The organism is Pseudomonas sp. UBA5666 (assembly GCF_002420785.1).
Lineage (GTDB): Bacteria > Pseudomonadota > Gammaproteobacteria > Pseudomonadales > Pseudomonadaceae > Aquipseudomonas > Aquipseudomonas fulva.
In genome coordinates this window covers 1-19,424 of sequence record NZ_DIIQ01000019.1, presented here as the reverse complement: position 1 = coordinate 19,424, position 19,424 = coordinate 1, and the positions used below count along the sequence as shown (strand labels likewise).

Genomic DNA, 19,424 nt, shown 5'->3' with positions numbered 1-19,424 from the left:
GGAGCATTGCTCGCCACAGCCCTACCCGCATAGAATTGAGAACCATTCACAATCACACCTGACAGGAACCGACCGTGGCGACGATGCAGCTTCCCGACACGCTCAAACCGACCGAGGTCGCCCTGCTCTACCAATCCCACCATGCGTGGTTGCGCGGCTGGCTGCGCAGTCGCGTCGGTTGCAGCGAACATGCAGCCGACCTGGCCCAGGACACCTTCGTGCGGCTGTTGCGCGCCCGGCAGACCTCGCCTTTGAAAGAGCCTCGCGCCTACCTCAGCAGCATCGCCCGTGGCCTGATGATCGACCAGTTTCGTCGCCGGGCGCTGGAGCGGGCCTACCAGGACAGCCTGGCACATCTACCCGAAACCGACATCCCGAGCGAAGAACACAGGCTGGTCATTCTCGATAGCCTGGAGCGGCTCGACCGTGCCCTGCACCAGCTCAAGCCGCGTGCTCGCCAGGCCTTTATGCATGCGCAACTGGACGGGCTGAGCATCATCCAGATCAGCTTGCTGCTAGGCGTTTCGAAAGCGACCGTGGAGCGCGACCTGGCCAAGGCGCTCAAGACTTGCTACCGGTTGCGTTATGCCGACGCCTGACGAAGCACCGGCCCAGGCCCGTGTCGACCAGGCCATCGACTGGTTGGTCAGGCTACGCTTCGGCAGCCCAGGCCCGGATGCCCAGGCGCAGTTCCAACGGTGGTTGTCCTTGCACCCTCACAATGGGTTGGCCTGGCAGCGCGTCAGCAACCTGGGCGATGAGCTCGCCGGGCTGCCCAAGGACCTCAGCCGTCGTACCCTGCAAGGCAGCGAACGCCAAGGCATCAGCCGGCGCGACCAGCTCAAGCTGGGGGCCTTGCTGGTGGTCGGCAGCGGCCTTGGGTGGATGGCGCGTGAGCCGCTGGGCCTGCCAGAGCTGCTGGCCGACAGTGCCACGGCCACCGGCGAGCGCCGACAACTGCAAGGCAGCGATGGCAGCCGCATCCAACTGAACACCGCCAGTGCCATCGACCTGCGTTTCACGGCGGGCCAACGCCGCCTGGCGCTTCTGCGCGGTGAAGTCAGCCTGGACAGCAACCCTGCCGACAAGCGCCCGTTCTTCATCAATACCCGAGTGGCCACCCTGCGCACCCTCGACGGGCAACTGCTGGTGCGCCAGAGCGATCACGACTTACTGGTGGCGGTGCGCCGGGGCGAAGCCACGGTGATGACCGGTGCCACGCCAGTGCGGGTACATTCCGGCGAGACCTTGCGCGTGCAGGCCAATGGAGGCCATCAGGCCATCACGCCGCCCAGTGACCCTTGGGGCTGGACGGAAGGTGTGCTCAGCGTTCGGCAAATGCCGCTGGCGGATTTCGTCGCCGAGCTAAACCGATACCGCCCCGGCCTGCTGCGCTGCGCGCCAGCGGTGGCGAACCTCAAGGTTTCCGGGACCTACCAGCTGGCCGACACCAATCAGATCCTGCAGCTACTGGCCCGCAGCCTGCCGGTGCGTATCGATTACCACACCCGGTATTGGGTCAACATCGATGCCGCTTAGGTCTCGGCATGGCCGTCAGGGGCGCCAGTTGGCAATCACTTGGGTAACCTGCAAGGCCGTTCCTGCACGGAAGTCTGCTAGTTTTCAGAGGGTGTGCACGACGGCTGCTCACGCCGATGAGACTGCCGTGCAAAGCACACGAACAGACCGGCCATCAATGCCAGCGCCATGGGCAGCCCGTGGGGCGCGACGTCCATGGCGGCACCGCTGATCAGCGGCCCTACCAGGCTGCCGACGCCCCACAACAGCCCGACGCTGGCATTGGCGGTGACCAGGTCCTGCCCTTTGAAACGCTGGCCTATCAGCACCAGCGCCAGGGTATAGATACCGCCCGCGACCGCGCCCAACACCACCAGCAACGGCCACAACAGCCACGTCATGTTCAGCAACCAGGGCAACCCTATGCCAATGGCCATGGCTACTACCCCGCACGCCAGGTGCAGGCCAGTGCGCTCGACGCGATCGGCAAGCCAGCCCAGCGGCAGTTGGAACAGCATGTCCCCTGCGAACACCACGGTCACCATCAGTGCCGCCACGCCCACAGCAAATCCGTGGCTGCTGGCATACACCGGCAAGAGCGAGAGCACCACCGCATCGAAAAACGAGAAGAACAGCACGGCCACGCACAGGGCCGGGGCCACGCGGAAGAAGCCGGCCAGTCCGAAGCTCTTGTCGTCTTCAGCGTGCAGCACCCGGTCATTGGGAACCGTTACCACAATGCACGCCAACGCCAGGCCATAGCAGGCCGTGACCACGCCAGTGATCCATGGGCTGTGGGCACCGAGCACCGCCAGCATCGCCGGTCCAAGCACCTGGAAACCGGTAAAGCTGGTGGCGTAGAGGGCCATGATCTTGCCGCGGTTATGTTCCTGGCACAGTTCGTTGACCCACGATTCCCCGAGAATGATCGCGATACCCATGCCAAGGCCCAACGCCAGGCGCAAGACCGCCAGCCCCCACAACGAGGCGAATGCAGGCTCCAGCAGGCCGATGCTGAGCGTGCACAGGCTGAAACACAGCAAATAGAGCGTGCGTCGCTTGAAATACCGGCAACAGGCATCCACCAGGAATGCCGACAGCATCATGCCGGCCGCGGGGATGGCGGAAATCATCCCGATTTCGAGGGTGCCTGCGCCAGCCTCGTGCAGACGCAACGACACCAGCGGCAGGGTCGCGCCCAGGCTGAATCCCACGACCGAAACGGCGAACAGCAAGCCCGCCAGCAAACGCATGTTCATGAACCACTCCCAGCAAACCGATAAGACGTGCAGACAAAAACGCACCCACCAGCACGGCGGACGCTGTTCAAATGCTGATCAGTTCAGGTGTGGCGAGAAGGTGAAGGCAAACAGGACGCTGCGGCGGCGCTTGAGCACGGTGTCACTCGGCCAGGCACGGCGCAGCCCATCCAGGGCAGGCTGACGGCAACAGGGCAAGGACTGGAAACGGCGCATTGCTTTGGCTACTACGCATAAAGTGAGCAAGAGGCGGCACTCTAGGCCAGAGCAGGCGATACCGTCAATCGCCCCAGTGACTGTGGCGTCAAGGGGCATCCCTGCCCCGTTGATCATCAGCGCTTGCCAGTGCTCGGCAGCAATACCGCCAGCACCCCGAACAGGGGCAGGAACGAGCAAAGCCCGTACACGTATTCGATACCGCGCAAGTCAGCCACATAGCCCAGCAATGCCGCGCCGATGCCGCCAAAGCCGAACATCAGGCCAAAGAAGATGCCCGCGATCATGCCTACGCTACCGGGCACCAGTTCCTGGGCATACACCACGATGGCCGAGAATGCCGAGGCCAGGATAAAGCCGATCACCACGCTCAGTACCGTCGTCCAGAACAGGTCCGCGTAGGGCAGTGCCAGGGTGAACGGTGCCACACCCAGAATCGAGAACCAGATCACCGCCTTGCGCCCGATGCGATCGCCGATGGGCCCGCCAAAGAAGGTGCCCGCCGCTACCGCGCCCAGGAACAGGAACAGGTGCAACTGGGAACTGGCGACCGAAACGCCGAACTTCTCGATCAGGTAGAAGGTGAAGTAGCTGGTGAAGCTCGCCATGTAGAAGTACTTGGAAAACACCAGCAGCCCCAGCACCACTAGCGCGGCAACCACGCGTGCGCGGGAGATGCCATGGGTAGCCTGTACCGCCTTGCGCGCCTTGGCCTGGCTCAGGTGCTCGATGTACCAGCGGCGCAGCATCAGGGTCACGGCGAGAAAGAACAGTGCAGCCACGCCAAACCAGGCGACGTGGGTTTGCCCGAACGGAATGACGATGGCCGCTGCGAGCAACGGACCCAGGGCAGACCCAGTGTTGCCGCCTACCTGGAAAGTCGATTGCGCCAGGCCAAAGCGGCCTCCGGAGGCCAATCGCGCAATACGCGAGGTTTCGGGGTGGAATGTCGAAGAGCCGATGCCCACCAGGGCCGAGGCGAGCAGAATCATCGGGAAGCTGCCGACGAATGCCAGCAGCACGATACCGATCAGCGTGCACACCGTGCCCATGGGCAGCAGATTGGGCGTGGGCCGACGGTCGGTGAAAAAGCCTACCCAGGGTTGCAGCAGCGACGCGGTGATCTGGAATGTCAGGGTGATCATGCCGATCTGGGCGAAGCTCAAGTCGTAATTGGCCTTGAGCATCGGGTAGATGGCCGGCAGTACCGACTGGATCAGGTCATTGATCAGGTGCGCCAAGGCGCAGAAGCCGATGATGCGCATCACCAGCGGTGTAGCGGTGCTCGCCTGCGCTTGAGTGGACGCCGGGGCGGCGCTGGGGATGGCCATGGCCTGGATCTCCGTCGGAAAGCTGGGCTCCGATTATCGGGATACAAATAGATACATAGCTACCTTTTTTTCCAGATCCAGTCTGGCAGCCATTTTCCCAGGCCTGTGGTGGGCGTCAGACAGGAGCGAGCGGATGCGCGGTACAAAGAGGTAAAGGCCCTAACTGGAGCTGATCACCCCTACGATTCGGGCTTTTCAGGGGATGGATAACGCTACGCATCACGCGATCGCTCGCTAAGTTTTTGAAAGCGTGTAAATTTTTTTTAAAAATCGTGTTGACAGGGGGGCCGTTCAAGAGAATAATGCGCGCCATCGGCTACATAGCTCAGTTGGTTAGAGCATAGCATTCATAATGCTGGGGTCCGGGGTTCAAGTCCCTGTGTAGCCACCAAACAAGACGAAGGGCTTACCGCAAGGTAAGCCCTTTTTCTTTGCCTGCCAGAAAGTCAGGCGGCTTTCGGCAGCCGGTGCAATCAACCCACACTGCTCATCGCCACCATCAGCCCCAGCGCAATGAGTGCCACCCCGATCACCCGGTCTGCGATGATTTGCCGCTCGATCATTGCCTTGCGCAATACGGTGTTGGAAAAAAACACAGCGACCAAGCTGAACCACGCCCAGTGCGCAAGCGACATCAATGCGCCGTAGGCCAGGTTGAGCCACAGCGGGCTGCCCTGCTCCACCACCTGGCTGAACGCACTGATGACGAACAGCATGGTCTTGGGGTTCAGGCAATTGGTCAAAAACCCGGTGCGCAGCGCTTGCAGCGCCCCGCCTGCAGCACCTTTGTCGTCAAGACGCACGCGCACAGTGTTGGTCAAGGACCGATAGCCCAGGTACAGCAGGTAGCACGCACCAATGGCCTTCATGCACAAGAACAGTGTCGGGCTTTGAGTCACGATGATCGATAGCCCGAGCACGGTGTACAGCACATGCACCTGAACCCCAAGGCCAATACCCACGGCAGCGGCCAGGCCAGCAATGCGCCCTTGCGCATAACTGCATCGGGTGACCATTGCAAAGTCGGCGCCGGGGCTGATGACCGCTAGCAGGGTAAACAAGGCGACAGCGAAGATTTCAGTCATTCATGGACTCTCGATAGGCGATGAACATGCACAGGTCAGGCATTATCGAACGCTTATCAGGCGCCTAAAAACGATTTAAAGTGCGTGAAATCGGTGAGTTTTCATCGTGCTTCATCACGCGTATTGGCTGGTTTTTCCATACGCGCATACCGCACCCATCAGGAATCCATGCCTGCCATGAAGCTTCCACCCCTGGCCGCCTTGCGCTACTTCGACGTCGCAGCCACCACCCAAAGCTTCATCCGCGCAGCCGAGTGCCTGCACGTCACCCATGGCGCCGTCAGCCGCCAGGTGCGCTTGCTCGAGGAAAGCCTGGAGGTGGCGTTGTTCGAACGACGCAATCGCGCCGTGTTCCTGACTTCGGCGGGGCGAGCACTGCATGCCACGACCCAAGCCATCTTCGAACAGCTCGAAAGCACGGTGCAGCGGCTCAAGGACAGCGATGACAATCCGGTGTTGGTCGTCTCCTGCGAGCCCACCATCGCCATGCGCTGGCTGATCCCGCGCCTGCCGCGTCTTAACGCTGCCCACCCTGATCTTCAATTGCAGCTGGTGGCCGCAGGCGGCCCGCTGGACTTCGCCCGCACAAACGTCGACATCGCTATCCGCCGCGACGACTTTCATTGGGGCATGACGCTGCATCAGCAGAAGATCTGTGACGAGTGGATTGGCCCTGTGGGGCTTCCGCCATTGTCGCCGAAGCTGCAAGGCCATCGACAGTTGCACAGTGCGACCCGCCCCGACGCCTGGGCCACTTGGCTGCGGCTTACAGGTGAGACAGCCATCGCGGGCGAGCGTAGCGACTTCGAGCACTTTTACCTGTCGATTCAGGCGGCCAGCGCAGGGCTGGGGGTCGCGATGGCATCCGCCTTGATGGTGCGTGACGAACTCGATACAGGGCAGTTACAGGCGCCCCTGGGCTTTGTACGCGATGGCTCGGCCTACCACCTGTTGAGCCCCTGCCCTCTGAATGATGCAGGCAAGCGCCAGCGGTTTGCCGAATGGGTGAAACAGGAATGCCAGGGCTGCCTGACTCACCTGGGCTTGCTGCAAAAGGATGACGCCGCGCTGCCATCGCCGCCCCAGGTGCGGTAGCCGGCCGTGTCCAGGTGGATGCGACCGCTCGGGTAGCGGCCAAGGCCCATGCCCCATGCCTGGCCGTGCTGCTGCCAGAACCGGCACAGCGGGTTGGGGTCGGCCCAAGGCGCCAGCAGGACATCCACGGCGAATGCTTGTGTATGCGCGCTGCCGATCGCCCCGCCGGCACAGCGGTTGAGGCCCGGGTCACGGTAGGCGGAGACCACTTCGAAATCGGGTAAGGCCCCTTGCTCACCCAGTGTTCGGAGCAACGACAGCGTAGCGCGCACAGCCGGCCAATGTTGCTTGGGCGGCACGGCAAACGGTGAAGCCCGGCACACTTTCCAGTCCGAGGCCGAGCGCAGGAGCTGATGAATCGGCACAACACCGTACAAACGTGCCTGCACGAGCATGTCGCGAAAAGGCCGCGTCGGGTGGTCACCTGCCCACTGGGCGAACATCCACAGGTCGCGCTCATCGGCCACGGCCCCGCTGGGCACTGAATTTACCGCCAGCAGCAGCGCGGCGACCACACTCCGTTTCTTCGACATGGCCCACCCCTGCACGTCATGGCAGCGGCACCCTGCCGCTGGCTCAGTCCGGGAACAACGTGCAGGCCATCACCAACGCATCCTCGCGACCACCCGCAGCTGGATAATAGTCGCGCCGGCGGCCGATTTCATTGAAGCCAAAACGCTCGTACAGGCGATACGCCGGATTGCTGGCCCTCACCTCAAGGAAACACTCGCGGCCGTTGAGCTGGTAGGCGCGCGACATCAGGTGTTCGAGCAGCCGCAGGCCCAGGCCGCGCCCTTGGTTCTCCGGCTTGACGGTGATGTTGAGCAGGTGGGCTTCGTCGATGATCACGTTGATCACGCCGTGGCCGACCTGTTGCTGCCCATCGAACATCAGCCAGACTTCATAGGATTTCAGGGCATCCAGAAAGATGCCGCGGGTCCAGGGGTGGCTGAACGCGGCATATTCGATTTTCAGCACGGCATCCAGATCCGCCTCGGTCATGGGGCGAAAACTGATCGAGTCACTCATTCAACGCGTTTCCAGCGCGCCATCAGCTGGCGCATGGCTTTCCAGACGTCCGCTTTACGCTGCGGCTCGTCCATCAACAGTTCCAGGCCCGGCAAGGCCCAGGCCTCGCCCAGGCCGTCGAGCTTGAGGGTTTGATAATAGGCTTGGTCGTCGGCGCCGGCGGCAAAGCGCAGCGCAGGCATGCCCACCAGCCACAGGCAGGTGCAGGGCGCTTCCTCCAGGCGAGCCTGGACAAAACCCTGTACGAAATCGCGGGCCGCGTCCGGGCCCTGGTCCATGTTGCCGCGCATCAGCAGCGGCCAGCGCACCGGCTCACCCACGATTTGCGGGGCGTCGGGCAGGCCGGCGGCGCGCAGCATATCCTTGAGCAGCAGGTAGGACGGGTCACGGCTCTGGAAAGGCTGGCCGGTGGCCAGCTCGACCAGTAACAGGCAATCGCCGGCACGCAGCAATTGCAAGGCAAAACGCGGAGGCGGCACCGGCACTGGGCGAGGTGTCGCAGCCTGCTCGGGCGCCTCTACAGGCTTGGCCGCAGCCTTGGCGGAAGCGCCCGGCCGCGGCACCTCGATCTTCGGCCGCTCGACGATCCGGGCTTGAGGGGCGACAGGCGATTGGTCGGGTACCTGGCGTGGCGGCGGCTCGAAATCGATGTCCTCGGGCGGCGCCAACGGCAGCAGCAGTTCAGGCCGTGACGGCGCGGCGAACGGCAGCTCGGCGCGCGGCAGCCAGTGCACCACTTGCATGGCGGACAGGTAGGCGCGGCGACGTTGTTCGGTAAGCAAGGCGGTCATCCGAGGGGGGTTGGGACAGGTGCGCATTCTACCGCCGATAACCTGCCAGTGCCGCATCTGCTCGGCGGTTTTTTACGCATGCCCTGCCTGCCTGGGCAAGCCACAGCAGGCGGGCGGCTCGATCAGCCTGTCGCACGACAAGCCAAGGGGATAAGAACCAACCCGTCGGATGCAGTACAATCGCCCCCTTTTTCTTGGCAACGAGTCCAAGCCGATGATCGAACCCAAGCGCGTCCTGCGTGCCCTAGCCGAACACTGGGCCCTGATCGAGCCGCTGTGCGAGCGTTTCGACCAGGGCACCCTCAGCCTGGTGGAGCTGCGCCAGCATGTGGCCCGCCAGCAGATCGAGAGCACCCCGCAGGACATCACCCAACTGCTCGATGTGTGGATCCGCCTGGACATCCTGGTGCCCGTTGCCAAGAGCCCGAACCGCTTCGAGCTCAACGCCCAGATCCACGACTTCCTCGCCTATCTGCGCCGTGAGCATCGCCTTGGCCTGTGCCTGGAGATCGAGGCTTACCTGCGTCACCTGGAGCGCCTGGCCGGGCACATCCAGGATGCCTTCGACAACCGCGACAGTGACGATCTGGCGCGGCAACTGCGGCTCCTGGACATGCGCGTGCGGGACGTGCTGAAGAAGCTCGACAACGATGAGCAGGCACTGGTGGCCGTAGCCGAGCGGGCCAAGACCAGCAGCCGCCAGATACCCTTGCGCCAGCGCTATGCCGAAGTGCTGGCCACCTGGGATGAATACGTCGAGCCGATGATCCAGCTGGTCAACGCCGACGGCGCCTTCGAGCAAGGGGTGCGCAAGGTCGAGACCGTGCTGCTGAAACTGCTCGGGGAACAGGCGCGCCTTGGCCACCTGGTCGACGACGACATGCTGCTGCGCACCCATGCGCGTATTCTGGAGATGCAGACCAGCGCCCAGCTGACCCTGCGTCATGCCCGTGAACTGCTGCTGCCGCTGCGCGAGGAAGCACGGCGTCACAACGCGGTGACCCGTGGCGCTGCCCTGGCCCTGTCGGTGGTGCGCCGCAAGGGCCTGGACGCGCTGCCCCAGGCAGCCATGCCGTTGTTCACCCGGCCGCAAAGCACTTTCCTGGGCAGCGCCAGCCAGGTCGAAGCCTATGTCTATGCCTTGGCGCGCTTCGAGCCCAAGCCGGCGCGCTTCCCCAAGGCGCACAAGAGCGCGTCCGACGACAAGCCTCGCGCACCGCGCACGGTCAAGGAAATGACCGAACGCTGTGAACAGGCGCTGCCACTGCCAGACCTGATGGTGTGGCTGCTGGAGCAGGAGCCCGAAGGCGCCACCGACGAACTGCTGTACTGGTTCTCGCGCTTGTCACGGGAAAAACGCTTCAACCGCGAGCGCCTCGAGCGCCGTGACTACGACACCCAGGAACACCGCGTCAGCCTGCGTTCGTACGCCCTGACCTCCAGCCGCGAAGACGCCCCCAGTGCGTCCCCAGAACCCCACGCGAGCCCAGCCCATGCATCTTGATCTTTCCGAACTGTCCCAGCTCGCACCGATCTTCCGCGAGCTGTTCAAAGGTTTCCACATCAGCCGCCGCGACCCGGAGCTGTACGCGCAGTTGTCCAACTTCCAGGACCAGTACCGCAGCCTGTTCAAGGCCCTGGGCTTCGAGCTGGTGTGCGACACCCGCGGTTTCTACTACTTCGTGCCGGACATGACGGCGGCCCAGGTCAACAAGACGGCGCAGCGCCTGTCGCTGTTCACCTTCATCCTGGTCGAGCACCTGGCCGATCAAGGCCGTGACCCGATCGCGGTGCTCGACGGCGGCAGCGTTGGCCGCGACGAATTGCCTTCGTTGCTCGACAAGTACCGGGACCTGTTCGTGCAGGCCGAGGTGCAGACCGTCGAGGACCTGGAAGAAAAGATCCTGCGCCGTATGACCCAGCTCGGCTTCGCCCATGAAGAAGGTGGCATTTACCGTTTCCTGCCGCCGATGCACCGGTTCCTGGACGTTTGCCTGGCCGTGCAGCAGGACCGGGACCTGGCGGCGACGCTGCACAGCGCCCTGCCCTTGCCCACGCCAGTGCTGGCCGAAGACCCCGCCGAGCCAATGCCTGAACACACCGACGACCCGCTCGACCTGACGCCGTTCGAGGCTGAGGAAGACGAAGAGCAGGCCTTGGCTCGTGCCATTCGCCAAGAGCAACAGGAGATCGACGCATGAGCCAGGAACGCTATGGCATCCGCCGCTTCGCATTGCTCAACACGGCCGGCTACAGCTTGGGCTTGTTCCCACTGGAGCATCCGCTGTCGGTGTACGGCGCCAACAACCTGGGCAAGTCGGCATCGATCAACGCCCTGCAGTTCCCGATCCTGGCACGCATGTCGGACATGAGCTTCGGCAAGTACAGCCTGGAGCAGTCGCGCCGCTTCTACTTTGCCAGCGATACCTCGTACATCCTCTGCGAGCTGAGCCTGCCCCATGGTCCGCACGTGATCGGTGTCGTCGGCCGTGGGCCGGGTGGCGGCTTCGGGCACCAGTTCTTCGCCTACCAGGGCGAGCTGGACCTGGCGCACTATCAGAAAAACGACACGTGTCTGCGCCAGAAAGAGCTGTTCACCAACCTCGAAAGCAAAGGCATCAAAGCCTACGAGCTCAAGCCGGACGAGCTGCGCCGCCTGTTGGTCGGCGGCCATACCTCGGTGCCCCTGGACCTGACCCTGATCCCGCTGCGCTCGACCAGCGAGCAGAGCCTCAAGACCTTCCGCGCGCTGTTCATCAACCTGCTGCACATGCGCGAAATCACGGCGGCCAAGCTCAAGCAGCTGTTCCTCGATGCCTTCGAGCACAGCCTGCGTTCTGGCAGCGTCGACTACATTGCCGCCTGCGAAGAAGCCTTCCGCGATGTGCGACGCATGGAACAGGACTACAACGCCCTGGTCGCCGCCGGTCCGCTGGTCGAGGCGCTGGCCGGCGGCGTCGCCCAACGCGACATCCTGCGCGGCAAGCTGCACCGGATTTCGCCGGTACTCGACAACCTGCTGGGTACCTGGCAGGACTACGCCATGGCGCGCAAGGAAGAACTGGTCATCCAGGCCGAGCATTACCGGGGTGAACAGGACCGCTTGCAAAACGATCAGCGCGGCGGCACCCAGGAGCTGATGCGCCTTGAGCGTGAGATCACTGGCATCCAGCGCTGGCTGGGCGAGCTGTCGGTGCTACGCCATCGTTTTGCGTTGGTCGATGACGTCAAGGTGCTGGAACAGCAGCTGCTGGCGGCCAAGGATGCCCATGACGAGCTTGCAGGCGCCCTGGCCCAGTCCCGTCAGTTCAGTGCCGAAGACCTCGACCAGCGCGTTGGCGACCTGGAAAAACGCCTCAGGCAGGTCAAGCAGCAGCTCGACCACGCCGACAACAACAGTTACGCCCGCTTGCGCGAAGAGTTCTCGCAGCAGGATGTCGACCGCCTGATGCGCCTGTTCAACGGCGCCCTGTTCAGCCTGCCATTGGGTGAGCGTGGCATCGAGCTGGACGACAGGGACCTGTGGGTGAAATCCCTTGAAGCGGTGCTCGACCGTTTCAAAGGGGAGCGTTTCGAGGCGCCGGGTCTGTCCATCGACCTGACCCACATCGACCCACCGGCCTTGCAGGCGCTGGCTGACCGCGCCGCGCTGCGTGATCAGAGGGAGCGCCTGGACAAGGAGCTGCGCCAGCTCAAGACCCAGCAGGCAGTAAGCGCCGACCGCTCGGCTTCCAAGGCGCAGACCGAAGCGCTGTACCAGCAGGTACTCGACGCCCAGAAAGCCCTGGAAGACTACCGCCGCAGCCAGACCCTGGCCGCCGAAGAGCCTGCCAAGCTCGAACAGCTCGCACAGATGGAGGCCGCCCAGGATGAGCTCAAGCGCTCCAGCGATGCGTTCACCGAGCGCGTGCAGCAGCTGTCGGCCAAACTGCAACTGGTGGCGCGCCAGTTGGGCGACCTTGAGTCCAAGCAACGTACCCTGGACGACGCACTGCGCCGCCGTCAGCTGCTACCGGCCGACCTGCCCCTCGGCACCCCGTTCATGGAGGCCATCGACGACTCCATGGACAACCTGCTGCCATTGCTCAACGACTACCAGGACAGCTGGCAGAGCCTGCAGCGGGTGGATAACCAGATCGAAGCGTTGTACGCGCAGGTACGCCTCAAAGGCGTGGCCAAGTTCGACAGCGAGGACGACATGGAGCGTCGCCTGCAGTTGCTGGTCAACGCCTATGCCCACCGCACCGACGAGGCGTTGACCCTGGCCAAGGCGCGTCGCGCTGCCGTGACCGACATTGCCCGTACCCTGCGCAACATCCGCAGCGACTATGACAGCCTCGAGCACCAGCTTGCCCTGTTCAACCGCGAGATCAACCGGCGCCAGGTCTCGAACCTGGAAAGCTTCCGCGTGGTGCTGGCACCGAACAAGGAGGCACTCAAGCACATCGACCAGATCATCCACAGTGCCGGCCAGTATGAAGAAGGCGAAACCCTGTCGGTGTTCGACCTCACCCAGAACGCCGACCAGGACAACCGGAACGAGCAGGCCAAGGAATACCTGGCGCGCCTGGTCGCCGCGAACCATAACCAATTGGGGTTGAAGGACCTGTTCGAGCTGGCGTTCGAGATCACCAAGGTCAACGGCCAGCCGATCATCCACGCCGACATCGACGGCGCGGCTTCGAACGGTACGACCATGACCATCAAGGCGCTGACCAACATGTATTTGTTGCTGCACCTGATGGACCGTGACTTGGCCGGACGTGTGCGCCTGCCGTACTACCTGGACGAAGCGGCGGACATCGACGAACGCAACCAGGCGGCACTGCTGGAGACCAGCCTGCAGCTGGGGTTCGTGCCGATTCTGGCGAGCGTCAAGCCGCAGGTCTCGGCACACGTGGCCATCGACCTGGAAGGCGGCAGCGGCCCCAACGGCATCTATATCGACGAATCGGACTGGAAGTTCATCAGCCCGCTGGAGGAGGTGAAGGTGGTGGTACGCGAAGATCAGGGTGAAGTGGTTATCTGACGGAGATTGTGGGGCCGCAGAGCGGCCCCGACAGTGGGCGCTGCGAAGCTCAGATGCTGGAACTGTTCCGCCTCCCATAGCGGCCCGTCCCGTGTCATGCCGAGGCCATCGTGGCAAACGACAGCCTCTAGATGCGGTTCACGTCAGTTGCCCGTGCCTCGACACCTGCACGTTTTCAACTCGAAATCGACCAGGCCTACCCGTCACTGAGCCCACGGCAGAATCGGAATCGCCGTCACGGCATTCTGCGGGCTGCCTTCGACGATGCGGTCGCTGTACACCAGATACACCAGCGTATTGCGCTTCTTGTCCAGGAAGCGCACCACCTGCATGGTCTTGAACACCAGCGATGTGCGCTCCTTGAACACCTCATCGCCATCCTTGAGCTCGCCCTTGAAACTGATCGGCCCTACCTGGCGGCAGGCGATCGAGGCCTCGGCGCGATCCTCGGCCAACCCCAGTCCACCCTTCACTCCCCCCGTCTTGGCCCGCGACAGGTAGCAAGTCACACCTTCGACCTTGGGGTCGTCGAAGGCTTCCACGACGATGCGGTCGTTCGGCCCCAGGAACTTGAAGACAGTGGACACCTGGCCGATTTCCTCGGCGCCAGCAAGCATCGGCAACCCAAGGGCTGCCACGACAAACAGTTTCTTCAGCATGTTCATACCAGCACCAGATTGTCACGATGCACCAGCTCAGGCTCGGCGCTATAACCCAGGATAGTCGCGATGGCGTCGGAGGATTGCCCAATGATCTTCTGCGCTTCCAGGGCACTGTAGTTAGCCAGGCCCCTGGCCACTTCCAACCCGTCAGGGTCCACGCACACCACCATCTCGCCACGTCGGAAGCTGCCCTGGATGGCCTTGACGCCCACTGGTAGCAAACTCTTGTTGGCCTGGCGCAGCGCCTGTACCGCTCCCTCGTCCAACACCAGCGTGCCGCGGGTCTGCAGATGACCCGCCAGCCACTGCTTGCGGGCTGCCAGCATGCCGCGCTCAGGCGACAGCAAGGTGCCCAACCGCTCACCGGCCTTGAGACGATCGAGCACGCGCTCGATGCGCCCGCCAATGATGATGGTATGGGCACCAGAGCGTGCCGCCAGGCGTGCAGCGCGCAGCTTGGTCTGCATACCGCCGCGCCCCAGTGCACCACCGGTGCTGCCCGCCACGGCGTCCAGCGCCGGGTCATCGGCACGGGCTTCGAAGATCAGTTGCGCATCGGGGTTGTTGCGCGGGTCGGCATCGAACATGCCGTCACGGTCGGTCAGGATCACCAGCAGGTCGGCTTCCACGAGGTTAGCCACCAACGCCGCCAGAGTGTCGTTGTCACCGAAGCGAATCTCGTCGGTCACCACCGTGTCGTTTTCGTTGATCACCGGCACCACGCCCAGCTCGACAAGGGTGCGCAGGGTGCTGCGCGCATTGAGGTAGCGCTTGCGGTCGGACAGGTCGTCATGGGTCAGCAGGATCTGCGCGGTATGCTTGCCGTGCTCGCCAAAGCTCGACTCCCAGGCCTGCACCAGGCGCATCTGGCCGATGGACGCTGCTGCCTGCAGCTCGTTCATCGCACTGGGGCGTGACGTCCAGCCCAGCTGGCTCATGCCGGCAGCCACGGCGCCCGAGGAGACCAGCACCAACTCCACGCCCGCCTCACGCAGCGCGACCATCTGCTCGACCCACACGGCCATGGCGCCGCGATCGAGGCCTTTGCCATCGGCGGTCAGCAGCGCACTGCCAATCTTCACGACCCAGCGCCTGGCGCCCGTCACCTTGCTTCGCATCGTCTTCCAACCTATGTCGAATCTGTAGATACCGTGGATACAAAAACGCCGCTCAAGCGAGCGGCGTTTAGTGTACTGCAACCGATCAGTCGCGCACGTAAATGATTTCCGGACCGTCTTCGTCGTCCTCGAAATCATCATCCCAGTCATCGTCATCGCCGATGTCGTGCACGCTCTTGACACCGGTGCGGCGCAAGGTGCGGGCATCGTCCAGGGCCTGCAACTGGGCGCGAGCCTCGTCCTCGATGCGTTGGTCGAGGTCAGCCAGCTCCTCGGCATAGGCCGGGTCGTTGGCCAGGCGGTCGGCGCGGTCTTCGAGGTAGCGCATCAGGTCGTGGCTGAGCTTTTCGGTACCTTGCTTGGAGATGGCCGAGATCACATACACAGGGCCCTCCCATTGCAGGCGCTCGACCACTTCCTTGACCCGCTCGTCGCGCTCGTCGTCCATGACCATGTCGGCCTTGTTCAGCACCAACCAGCGCTCACGCTCAGCCAGCGACGGGCTGAAGCGGGTCAGCTCGTTGACGATGACTTCGGCGGCATCGGCCGGGCTGCTCTCGTCCAGCGGCGCCATGTCCACCAGGTGCAGCAGAACACGGGTACGCGCCAGGTGCTTGAGGAAGCGAATGCCCAGGCCAGCACCGTCGGAGGCACCTTCGATCAGCCCAGGAATGTCGGCGATGACGAAGCTTTTCCAGCGGTCGACACTGACCACGCCCAGGTTTGGCACCAGGGTGGTGAACGGGTAATCGGCCACTTTCGGCTTGGCGGCCGATACCGAGCGGATGAAGGTGCTCTTGCCCGCATTCGGCAGGCCCAGCAGGCCTACATCGGCCAGCACTTTCATTTCCATCTTCAGGTCGCGCTGATCACCCGGTTTACCTGGAGTGGTCTGGCGCGGTGCGCGGTTGGTACTGGATTTGAAACGGGTGTTGCCAAGGCCGTGCCAGCCGCCCTGAGCGACCATCAGCTTCTGCCCCGGCTTGACCAGGTCACCGATCACTTCCTGCGTGGAGGCATCGATGACCGTGGTGCCCACCGGCACACGCAGGAACAGGTCTTCACCCTTCTTGCCGGTGCAGTCGGTGCTGCCGCCATTGGCGCCGCGCTGAGCTTCGTGGTGACGGGTGTAGCGATAGTCGACCAGGGTGTTGAGGTTCTCGTCTGCCACCATGAACACCGAACCACCGTCACCGCCATCGCCGCCGTTGGGGCCACCGTTCTCGATGAACTTCTCGCGACGGAAGCTCATGCAACCGTTACCGCCGTCACCGGCTTTGACCCGAATGGATACTTCGTCAACAAACTTCATTCAAAAACCGCCTCTCGCCTTCCGACGAGTTGAACACTGATAAACATGAGGCTCTTGCAAAAATGAGCGCGGCGGCCCCGTACGACCGTAGAAACCCACGCCGGCAACCCATACAAACAGCTTTGCAAGAGGCTCACCACAAACGAAAAAGCCCCGTCGCATGACGGGGCTTCTGGAGCGACGTCGCGATTAGGCTGCGACGATGCTCACGTAACGGCGGTTGAACTCGCCTTTCTTCTCGAACTTGATCACGCCTTCGATCTTGGCGAACAGGGTGTGATCTTTACCGATGCCCACGCCGTAGCCTGGGTGGAATTCGGTGCCGCGCTGGCGGACGATGATGTTGCCTGGCTTGATAACCTGGCCGCCATACATCTTCACGCCAAGGCGTTTCGATTCTGAGTCGCGACCGTTACGAGTACTACCACCAGCCTTCTTGTGAGCCATGGTTCAATTCTCCAAATAAATTCAGGGGATCTAGGGGATTAAGCCTGGATGCCGGTGATTTTGATCTCGGTGAACCACTGGCGGTGGCCCATGCGCTTCATGTGGTGCTTACGACGACGGAACTTGATGATGCGAACCTTGTCGTGGCGGCCTTGCGAAACGACTTCGGCCACTACTTTAGCGCCAGCAACAACTGGAGCACCGATGGTGACTTCTTCACCGTTGGCGACCAGCAGAACGCGATCGAAAGTCACGGACTCGCCAGTGGCGACTTCCAGTTTCTCGACCTTGAGGAATTCACCTTCAGCGACTTTGTACTGCTTGCCGCCGGTAACGATTACTGCGTAAGACATGGTATTTCTCCGATAATCCTGCTCACCCAGCGCTTTATATGATGAGTATTGGCTGGCATGGCTGCACAGGGCTGGAACGGCCCGGCGCAATTGCGTAAGGCAGGTGCTGCCCAGGAAGTTAGGGTGCGCGATTGTACGCAACACAGGTTTTGCTTGCAAGTGCAGCGCCCGACCGACTGGCACCGTGCCTTGACACACCGGGACCCGCAACCTAGCATGCCGCGCAACCTCACTGGAGCAGCCGATGCAACCCCAAACCTTCTACCGCGCGGTGGCTGACGATTTCAGCGCCGTCGACGAGATCATCAAGAAGCAGCTGACCTCGCGCGTGCCGCTGGTATCGAAGATCGGCGACTATATCACGTCGGCCGGTGGCAAGCGCCTGCGCCCATTGCTGGTGTTGCTGTGCGGCAAGGCCCTGGGCCACCGGGGCGACGACCTGCGGCTGCTGGCGGCAACCATCGAGTTCCTGCACACCGCCACCCTGCTGCACGATGACGTGGTCGACATGTCGGGCATGCGCCGCGGCCGCTCCACGGCCAACGCCCTGTGGGGCAATGCCCCAAGCGTGCTGGTCGGTGATTTCCTCTATTCCCGCTCGTTCGAGATGATGGTCGAACTGGGGTCGATGCCGGTCATGCAGATCCTGTCCAGGGCGACCCGGGTCATTGCCGAGGGTGAAGTGCTGCAGCTGTCGCGGGTTCGCGACGCCAGCACCACCGAGGACGTCTACATGGACGTCATCCGCGGCAAGACCGCCATGCTGTTCGAAGCCTCCACCCACAGTGCTGCGGCCCTGGCCCAGGCTTCCGATGCCCAGCGCGAGGCCTTGCGCATGTTCGGTGACCACCTGGGCGTGGCCTTCCAATTGGTCGACGACCTGCTCGACTATGAAGGTGACGCCGAGGCACTGGGCAAGAACGTGGGCGACGATCTGGCCGAGGGCAAGCCTACCCTGCCCTTGATCTACACCATGCGCGAGGGCACTGCCGAGCAAGCAGCGCTGGTACGCCAGGCCATCCAGAAAGGCGGCCTTGAAGACCTGGAGCAGATCCGCGCTGCGGTAGAGGCATCGGGTGCGCTCAAGTACACCGCAGCCCTGGCGCAGGATTACGTCAAGCGCGCCATCGAGTGCCTGGAAGTGCTCCCTGCGAGCGAATACCGGGATGCGCTGGTCGAACTCAGCCAGTTCGCCGTCGCACGCACTCACTAACGGTACGTCCCTTCCCCACACGCGGTTCGTTCCTCGAACCGCTGCGGACTTTTGTCCGGACATAATCACTTCTGAAACCAGACCTTCTACAATGGCGGCTTTTTCCGCCTGTCTGTTCGAGGAACCCAAGTGAGTACGTTGCCACCCTGCCCCAAATGCAATTCCGAATACACCTACGAGGATGGCACGCAGCTGATCTGCCCTGAATGTGCCCACGAGTGGTCGGCCAGCGGCGAAGCCGAATCTGCCAATGACGACGTGGTGAAAAAAGATTCCGTCGGCAATGTGCTACAGGACGGCGACACCGTGACCGTGATCAAGGACTTGAAGGTCAAGGGCTCGTCCCTGGTGGTCAAGGTCGGCACCAAGGTCAAGAACATCCGCCTGTGCGACGGTGACCACGATATCGACTGCAAGATCGACGGTATTGGCGCGATGAAGCTGAAATCGGAATTCGTGCGCAAGGTCTGATTTCATCCAGATCCGCCAATTGGTTCTTGCTATTTTGATAATAAGAATTATTCTCATTGGAAAGTTATCCAAGGAGAATAGTCATGACTTATCTGATCGATGCCTGGCTGGACCGCCCTCACCCATACCTGCGCATTCTTCATCGGGAGACCGGTGAGGTGTGCGCGGTGCTCGAAGCAGAGGCGCTGGATGAACTGCGCGACCAGGGCGACCTGGACCTGCGCGGGCTGAATTCGAATGAGCCTGGGGTACTGAAGGAGCTGGTGCGCAACCTGTTTCTGTTCTGCTACGCACGGGCGTTGCGCCCGATGGGGACAGACTGGAACTGACACATCTGGCGAGCTGGGAAAGGGCCGCAATGCGGCCCCAGCGGTATTACAGAACGTCGAGCAATTCGACGTCGAACACCAGTACGCTGTGCGGCGGGATGCTGCCGACACCCTGGGCACCGTAGGCCAATTCGCTTGGCACATACAGGCGCCACTTGCTGCCGGC

At 62.7% G+C, this 19,424-nt stretch carries 22 protein-coding genes and 1 tRNA gene; 10 read left to right on the top strand and 13 right to left on the bottom strand.

Annotated elements, in window-relative coordinates:
- Window positions 1–83 precede the first annotated feature (83 nt).
- Both B2Y33_RS11090 and B2Y33_RS11085 read left to right on the top strand, forming a co-directional pair.
- Window positions 84–599, top strand: coding sequence for a sigma-70 family RNA polymerase sigma factor (locus B2Y33_RS11090; protein WP_206405836.1), 516 nt, complete (start codon window positions 84–86; stop codon window positions 597–599).
- Window positions 586–1,539, top strand: a complete 954-nt coding sequence (locus B2Y33_RS11085) for a FecR domain-containing protein (protein WP_088523235.1) — start codon at window positions 586–588, stop codon at window positions 1,537–1,539. The genes B2Y33_RS11090 and B2Y33_RS11085 overlap by 14 nt, the downstream gene beginning before the upstream one ends.
- A 77-nt stretch (window positions 1,540–1,616) precedes the next feature.
- Here the strand turns inward: B2Y33_RS11085 and B2Y33_RS11080 are convergent, their stop codons facing one another.
- The 3 genes from B2Y33_RS11080 to B2Y33_RS11070 all read right to left on the bottom strand — a co-directional run bounded on the left by B2Y33_RS11080 (window position 1,617) and on the right by B2Y33_RS11070 (window position 4,324).
- Complete coding sequence (locus tag B2Y33_RS11080) at window positions 1,617–2,777, bottom strand: MFS transporter (RefSeq protein WP_088523234.1); 1,161 nt, start codon at window positions 2,775–2,777, stop codon at window positions 1,617–1,619.
- A gap of 78 nt (window positions 2,778–2,855) precedes the next feature.
- Complete coding sequence (locus B2Y33_RS11075; RefSeq protein ID WP_165919232.1) at window positions 2,856–2,993, bottom strand: hypothetical protein; 138 nt, start codon at window positions 2,991–2,993, stop codon at window positions 2,856–2,858.
- Window positions 2,994–3,109: 116 nt separating this feature from the next.
- Window positions 3,110–4,324, bottom strand: coding sequence for an MFS transporter (locus B2Y33_RS11070; protein WP_027915462.1), 1,215 nt, complete (start codon window positions 4,322–4,324; stop codon window positions 3,110–3,112).
- A 314-nt stretch (window positions 4,325–4,638) separates the two neighbouring features.
- Between B2Y33_RS11070 and B2Y33_RS11065 the strand changes: the two genes are divergently transcribed.
- A tRNA-Met gene (locus B2Y33_RS11065) sits at window positions 4,639–4,715 on the top strand.
- 82 nt (window positions 4,716–4,797) lie between these two features.
- On the opposite strand, the gene B2Y33_RS11060 is transcribed toward B2Y33_RS11065, so the two are convergent.
- The gene (locus B2Y33_RS11060; RefSeq protein ID WP_206405820.1) at window positions 4,798–5,409 is read right to left on the bottom strand and encodes a LysE family translocator; all 612 of its coding nucleotides are present in this window, start codon (window positions 5,407–5,409) and stop codon (window positions 4,798–4,800) included.
- A 177-nt stretch (window positions 5,410–5,586) separates the two neighbouring features.
- Here B2Y33_RS11060 and B2Y33_RS11055 point away from each other — a divergent pair, with 177 nt between their 5' ends.
- The gene (locus B2Y33_RS11055) at window positions 5,587–6,504 is read left to right on the top strand and encodes a LysR substrate-binding domain-containing protein (RefSeq protein ID WP_206405821.1); all 918 of its coding nucleotides are present in this window, start codon (window positions 5,587–5,589) and stop codon (window positions 6,502–6,504) included.
- Here B2Y33_RS11055 and B2Y33_RS11050 read toward each other — a convergent pair.
- The 3 genes from B2Y33_RS11050 to B2Y33_RS11040 are packed head-to-tail and all read right to left on the bottom strand — an operon-like array spanning window position 6,444 to window position 8,315.
- Window positions 6,444–7,037 (bottom strand): D-Ala-D-Ala carboxypeptidase family metallohydrolase, encoded by a 594-nt coding sequence (locus B2Y33_RS11050; RefSeq protein ID WP_027915465.1) that lies wholly within the window; start codon window positions 7,035–7,037, stop codon window positions 6,444–6,446. The two genes, B2Y33_RS11055 and B2Y33_RS11050, sit on opposite strands and share 61 nt — an antisense overlap.
- 43 nt (window positions 7,038–7,080) lie before the next feature.
- Complete coding sequence (gene rimI / locus B2Y33_RS11045; protein WP_023533216.1) at window positions 7,081–7,533, bottom strand: ribosomal protein S18-alanine N-acetyltransferase; 453 nt, start codon at window positions 7,531–7,533, stop codon at window positions 7,081–7,083.
- Window positions 7,530–8,315, bottom strand: a complete 786-nt coding sequence (locus tag B2Y33_RS11040) for a hypothetical protein (RefSeq protein ID WP_059184134.1) — start codon at window positions 8,313–8,315, stop codon at window positions 7,530–7,532. Before B2Y33_RS11040 ends, rimI begins: the two co-directional genes overlap by 4 nt.
- A gap of 223 nt (window positions 8,316–8,538) precedes the next feature.
- On the opposite strand from B2Y33_RS11040, the gene mksB reads away from it, so the two are divergent.
- The 3 genes from mksB to mksF are packed head-to-tail and all read left to right on the top strand — an operon-like array spanning window position 8,539 to window position 13,353.
- Complete coding sequence (gene mksB, locus B2Y33_RS11035) at window positions 8,539–9,828, top strand: Mks condensin complex protein MksB (RefSeq protein ID WP_023533191.1); 1,290 nt, start codon at window positions 8,539–8,541, stop codon at window positions 9,826–9,828.
- Window positions 9,818–10,525, top strand: a complete 708-nt coding sequence (gene mksE / locus B2Y33_RS11030; protein WP_027915467.1) for an Mks condensin complex protein MksE — start codon at window positions 9,818–9,820, stop codon at window positions 10,523–10,525. The genes mksB and mksE overlap by 11 nt, the downstream gene beginning before the upstream one ends.
- A complete protein-coding gene (gene mksF / locus B2Y33_RS11025; protein ID WP_206405822.1) occupies window positions 10,522–13,353 on the top strand; it encodes an Mks condensin complex protein MksF in 2,832 nt (943 codons plus the stop codon). The genes mksE and mksF overlap by 4 nt, the downstream gene beginning before the upstream one ends.
- Before the next feature lie 203 nt (window positions 13,354–13,556).
- On the opposite strand, the gene B2Y33_RS11020 is transcribed toward mksF, so the two are convergent.
- The 5 genes from B2Y33_RS11020 to rplU all read right to left on the bottom strand — a co-directional run bounded on the left by B2Y33_RS11020 (window position 13,557) and on the right by rplU (window position 17,245).
- Window positions 13,557–14,012 (bottom strand): CreA family protein, encoded by a 456-nt coding sequence (locus B2Y33_RS11020; RefSeq protein ID WP_371259680.1) that lies wholly within the window; start codon window positions 14,010–14,012, stop codon window positions 13,557–13,559.
- Between the two features lie 2 nt (window positions 14,013–14,014).
- The gene (gene proB / locus B2Y33_RS11015) at window positions 14,015–15,133 is read right to left on the bottom strand and encodes a glutamate 5-kinase (RefSeq protein WP_206405823.1); all 1,119 of its coding nucleotides are present in this window, start codon (window positions 15,131–15,133) and stop codon (window positions 14,015–14,017) included.
- Window positions 15,134–15,218: 85 nt separating this feature from the next.
- A complete protein-coding gene (gene cgtA, locus B2Y33_RS11010) occupies window positions 15,219–16,445 on the bottom strand; it encodes an Obg family GTPase CgtA (RefSeq protein WP_028688089.1) in 1,227 nt (408 codons plus the stop codon).
- A 189-nt stretch (window positions 16,446–16,634) separates the two neighbouring features.
- The gene (gene rpmA / locus B2Y33_RS11005; protein WP_023533198.1) at window positions 16,635–16,892 is read right to left on the bottom strand and encodes a 50S ribosomal protein L27; all 258 of its coding nucleotides are present in this window, start codon (window positions 16,890–16,892) and stop codon (window positions 16,635–16,637) included.
- Between the two features lie 38 nt (window positions 16,893–16,930).
- Window positions 16,931–17,245, bottom strand: coding sequence for a 50S ribosomal protein L21 (gene rplU, locus B2Y33_RS11000; protein WP_023533254.1), 315 nt, complete (start codon window positions 17,243–17,245; stop codon window positions 16,931–16,933).
- Window positions 17,246–17,489: 244 nt separating this feature from the next.
- On the opposite strand from rplU, the gene B2Y33_RS10995 reads away from it, so the two are divergent.
- From B2Y33_RS10995 to B2Y33_RS10985, 3 genes are all read left to right on the top strand, one after another.
- Complete coding sequence (locus B2Y33_RS10995) at window positions 17,490–18,458, top strand: polyprenyl synthetase family protein (RefSeq protein WP_027915471.1); 969 nt, start codon at window positions 17,490–17,492, stop codon at window positions 18,456–18,458.
- 129 nt (window positions 18,459–18,587) lie between these two features.
- Window positions 18,588–18,929: a zinc ribbon domain-containing protein YjdM gene (locus tag B2Y33_RS10990; RefSeq protein ID WP_027915472.1), complete on the top strand. Its 342-nt coding sequence runs from the start codon at window positions 18,588–18,590 to the stop codon at window positions 18,927–18,929.
- A gap of 83 nt (window positions 18,930–19,012) precedes the next feature.
- Window positions 19,013–19,258 (top strand): hypothetical protein, encoded by a 246-nt coding sequence (locus B2Y33_RS10985; RefSeq protein ID WP_027915473.1) that lies wholly within the window; start codon window positions 19,013–19,015, stop codon window positions 19,256–19,258.
- A 46-nt stretch (window positions 19,259–19,304) separates the two neighbouring features.
- On the opposite strand, the gene B2Y33_RS10980 is transcribed toward B2Y33_RS10985, so the two are convergent.
- The coding region (locus tag B2Y33_RS10980; RefSeq protein WP_288632927.1) for an FKBP-type peptidyl-prolyl cis-trans isomerase at window positions 19,305–19,424 on the bottom strand (120 nt) is incomplete at its 5' end.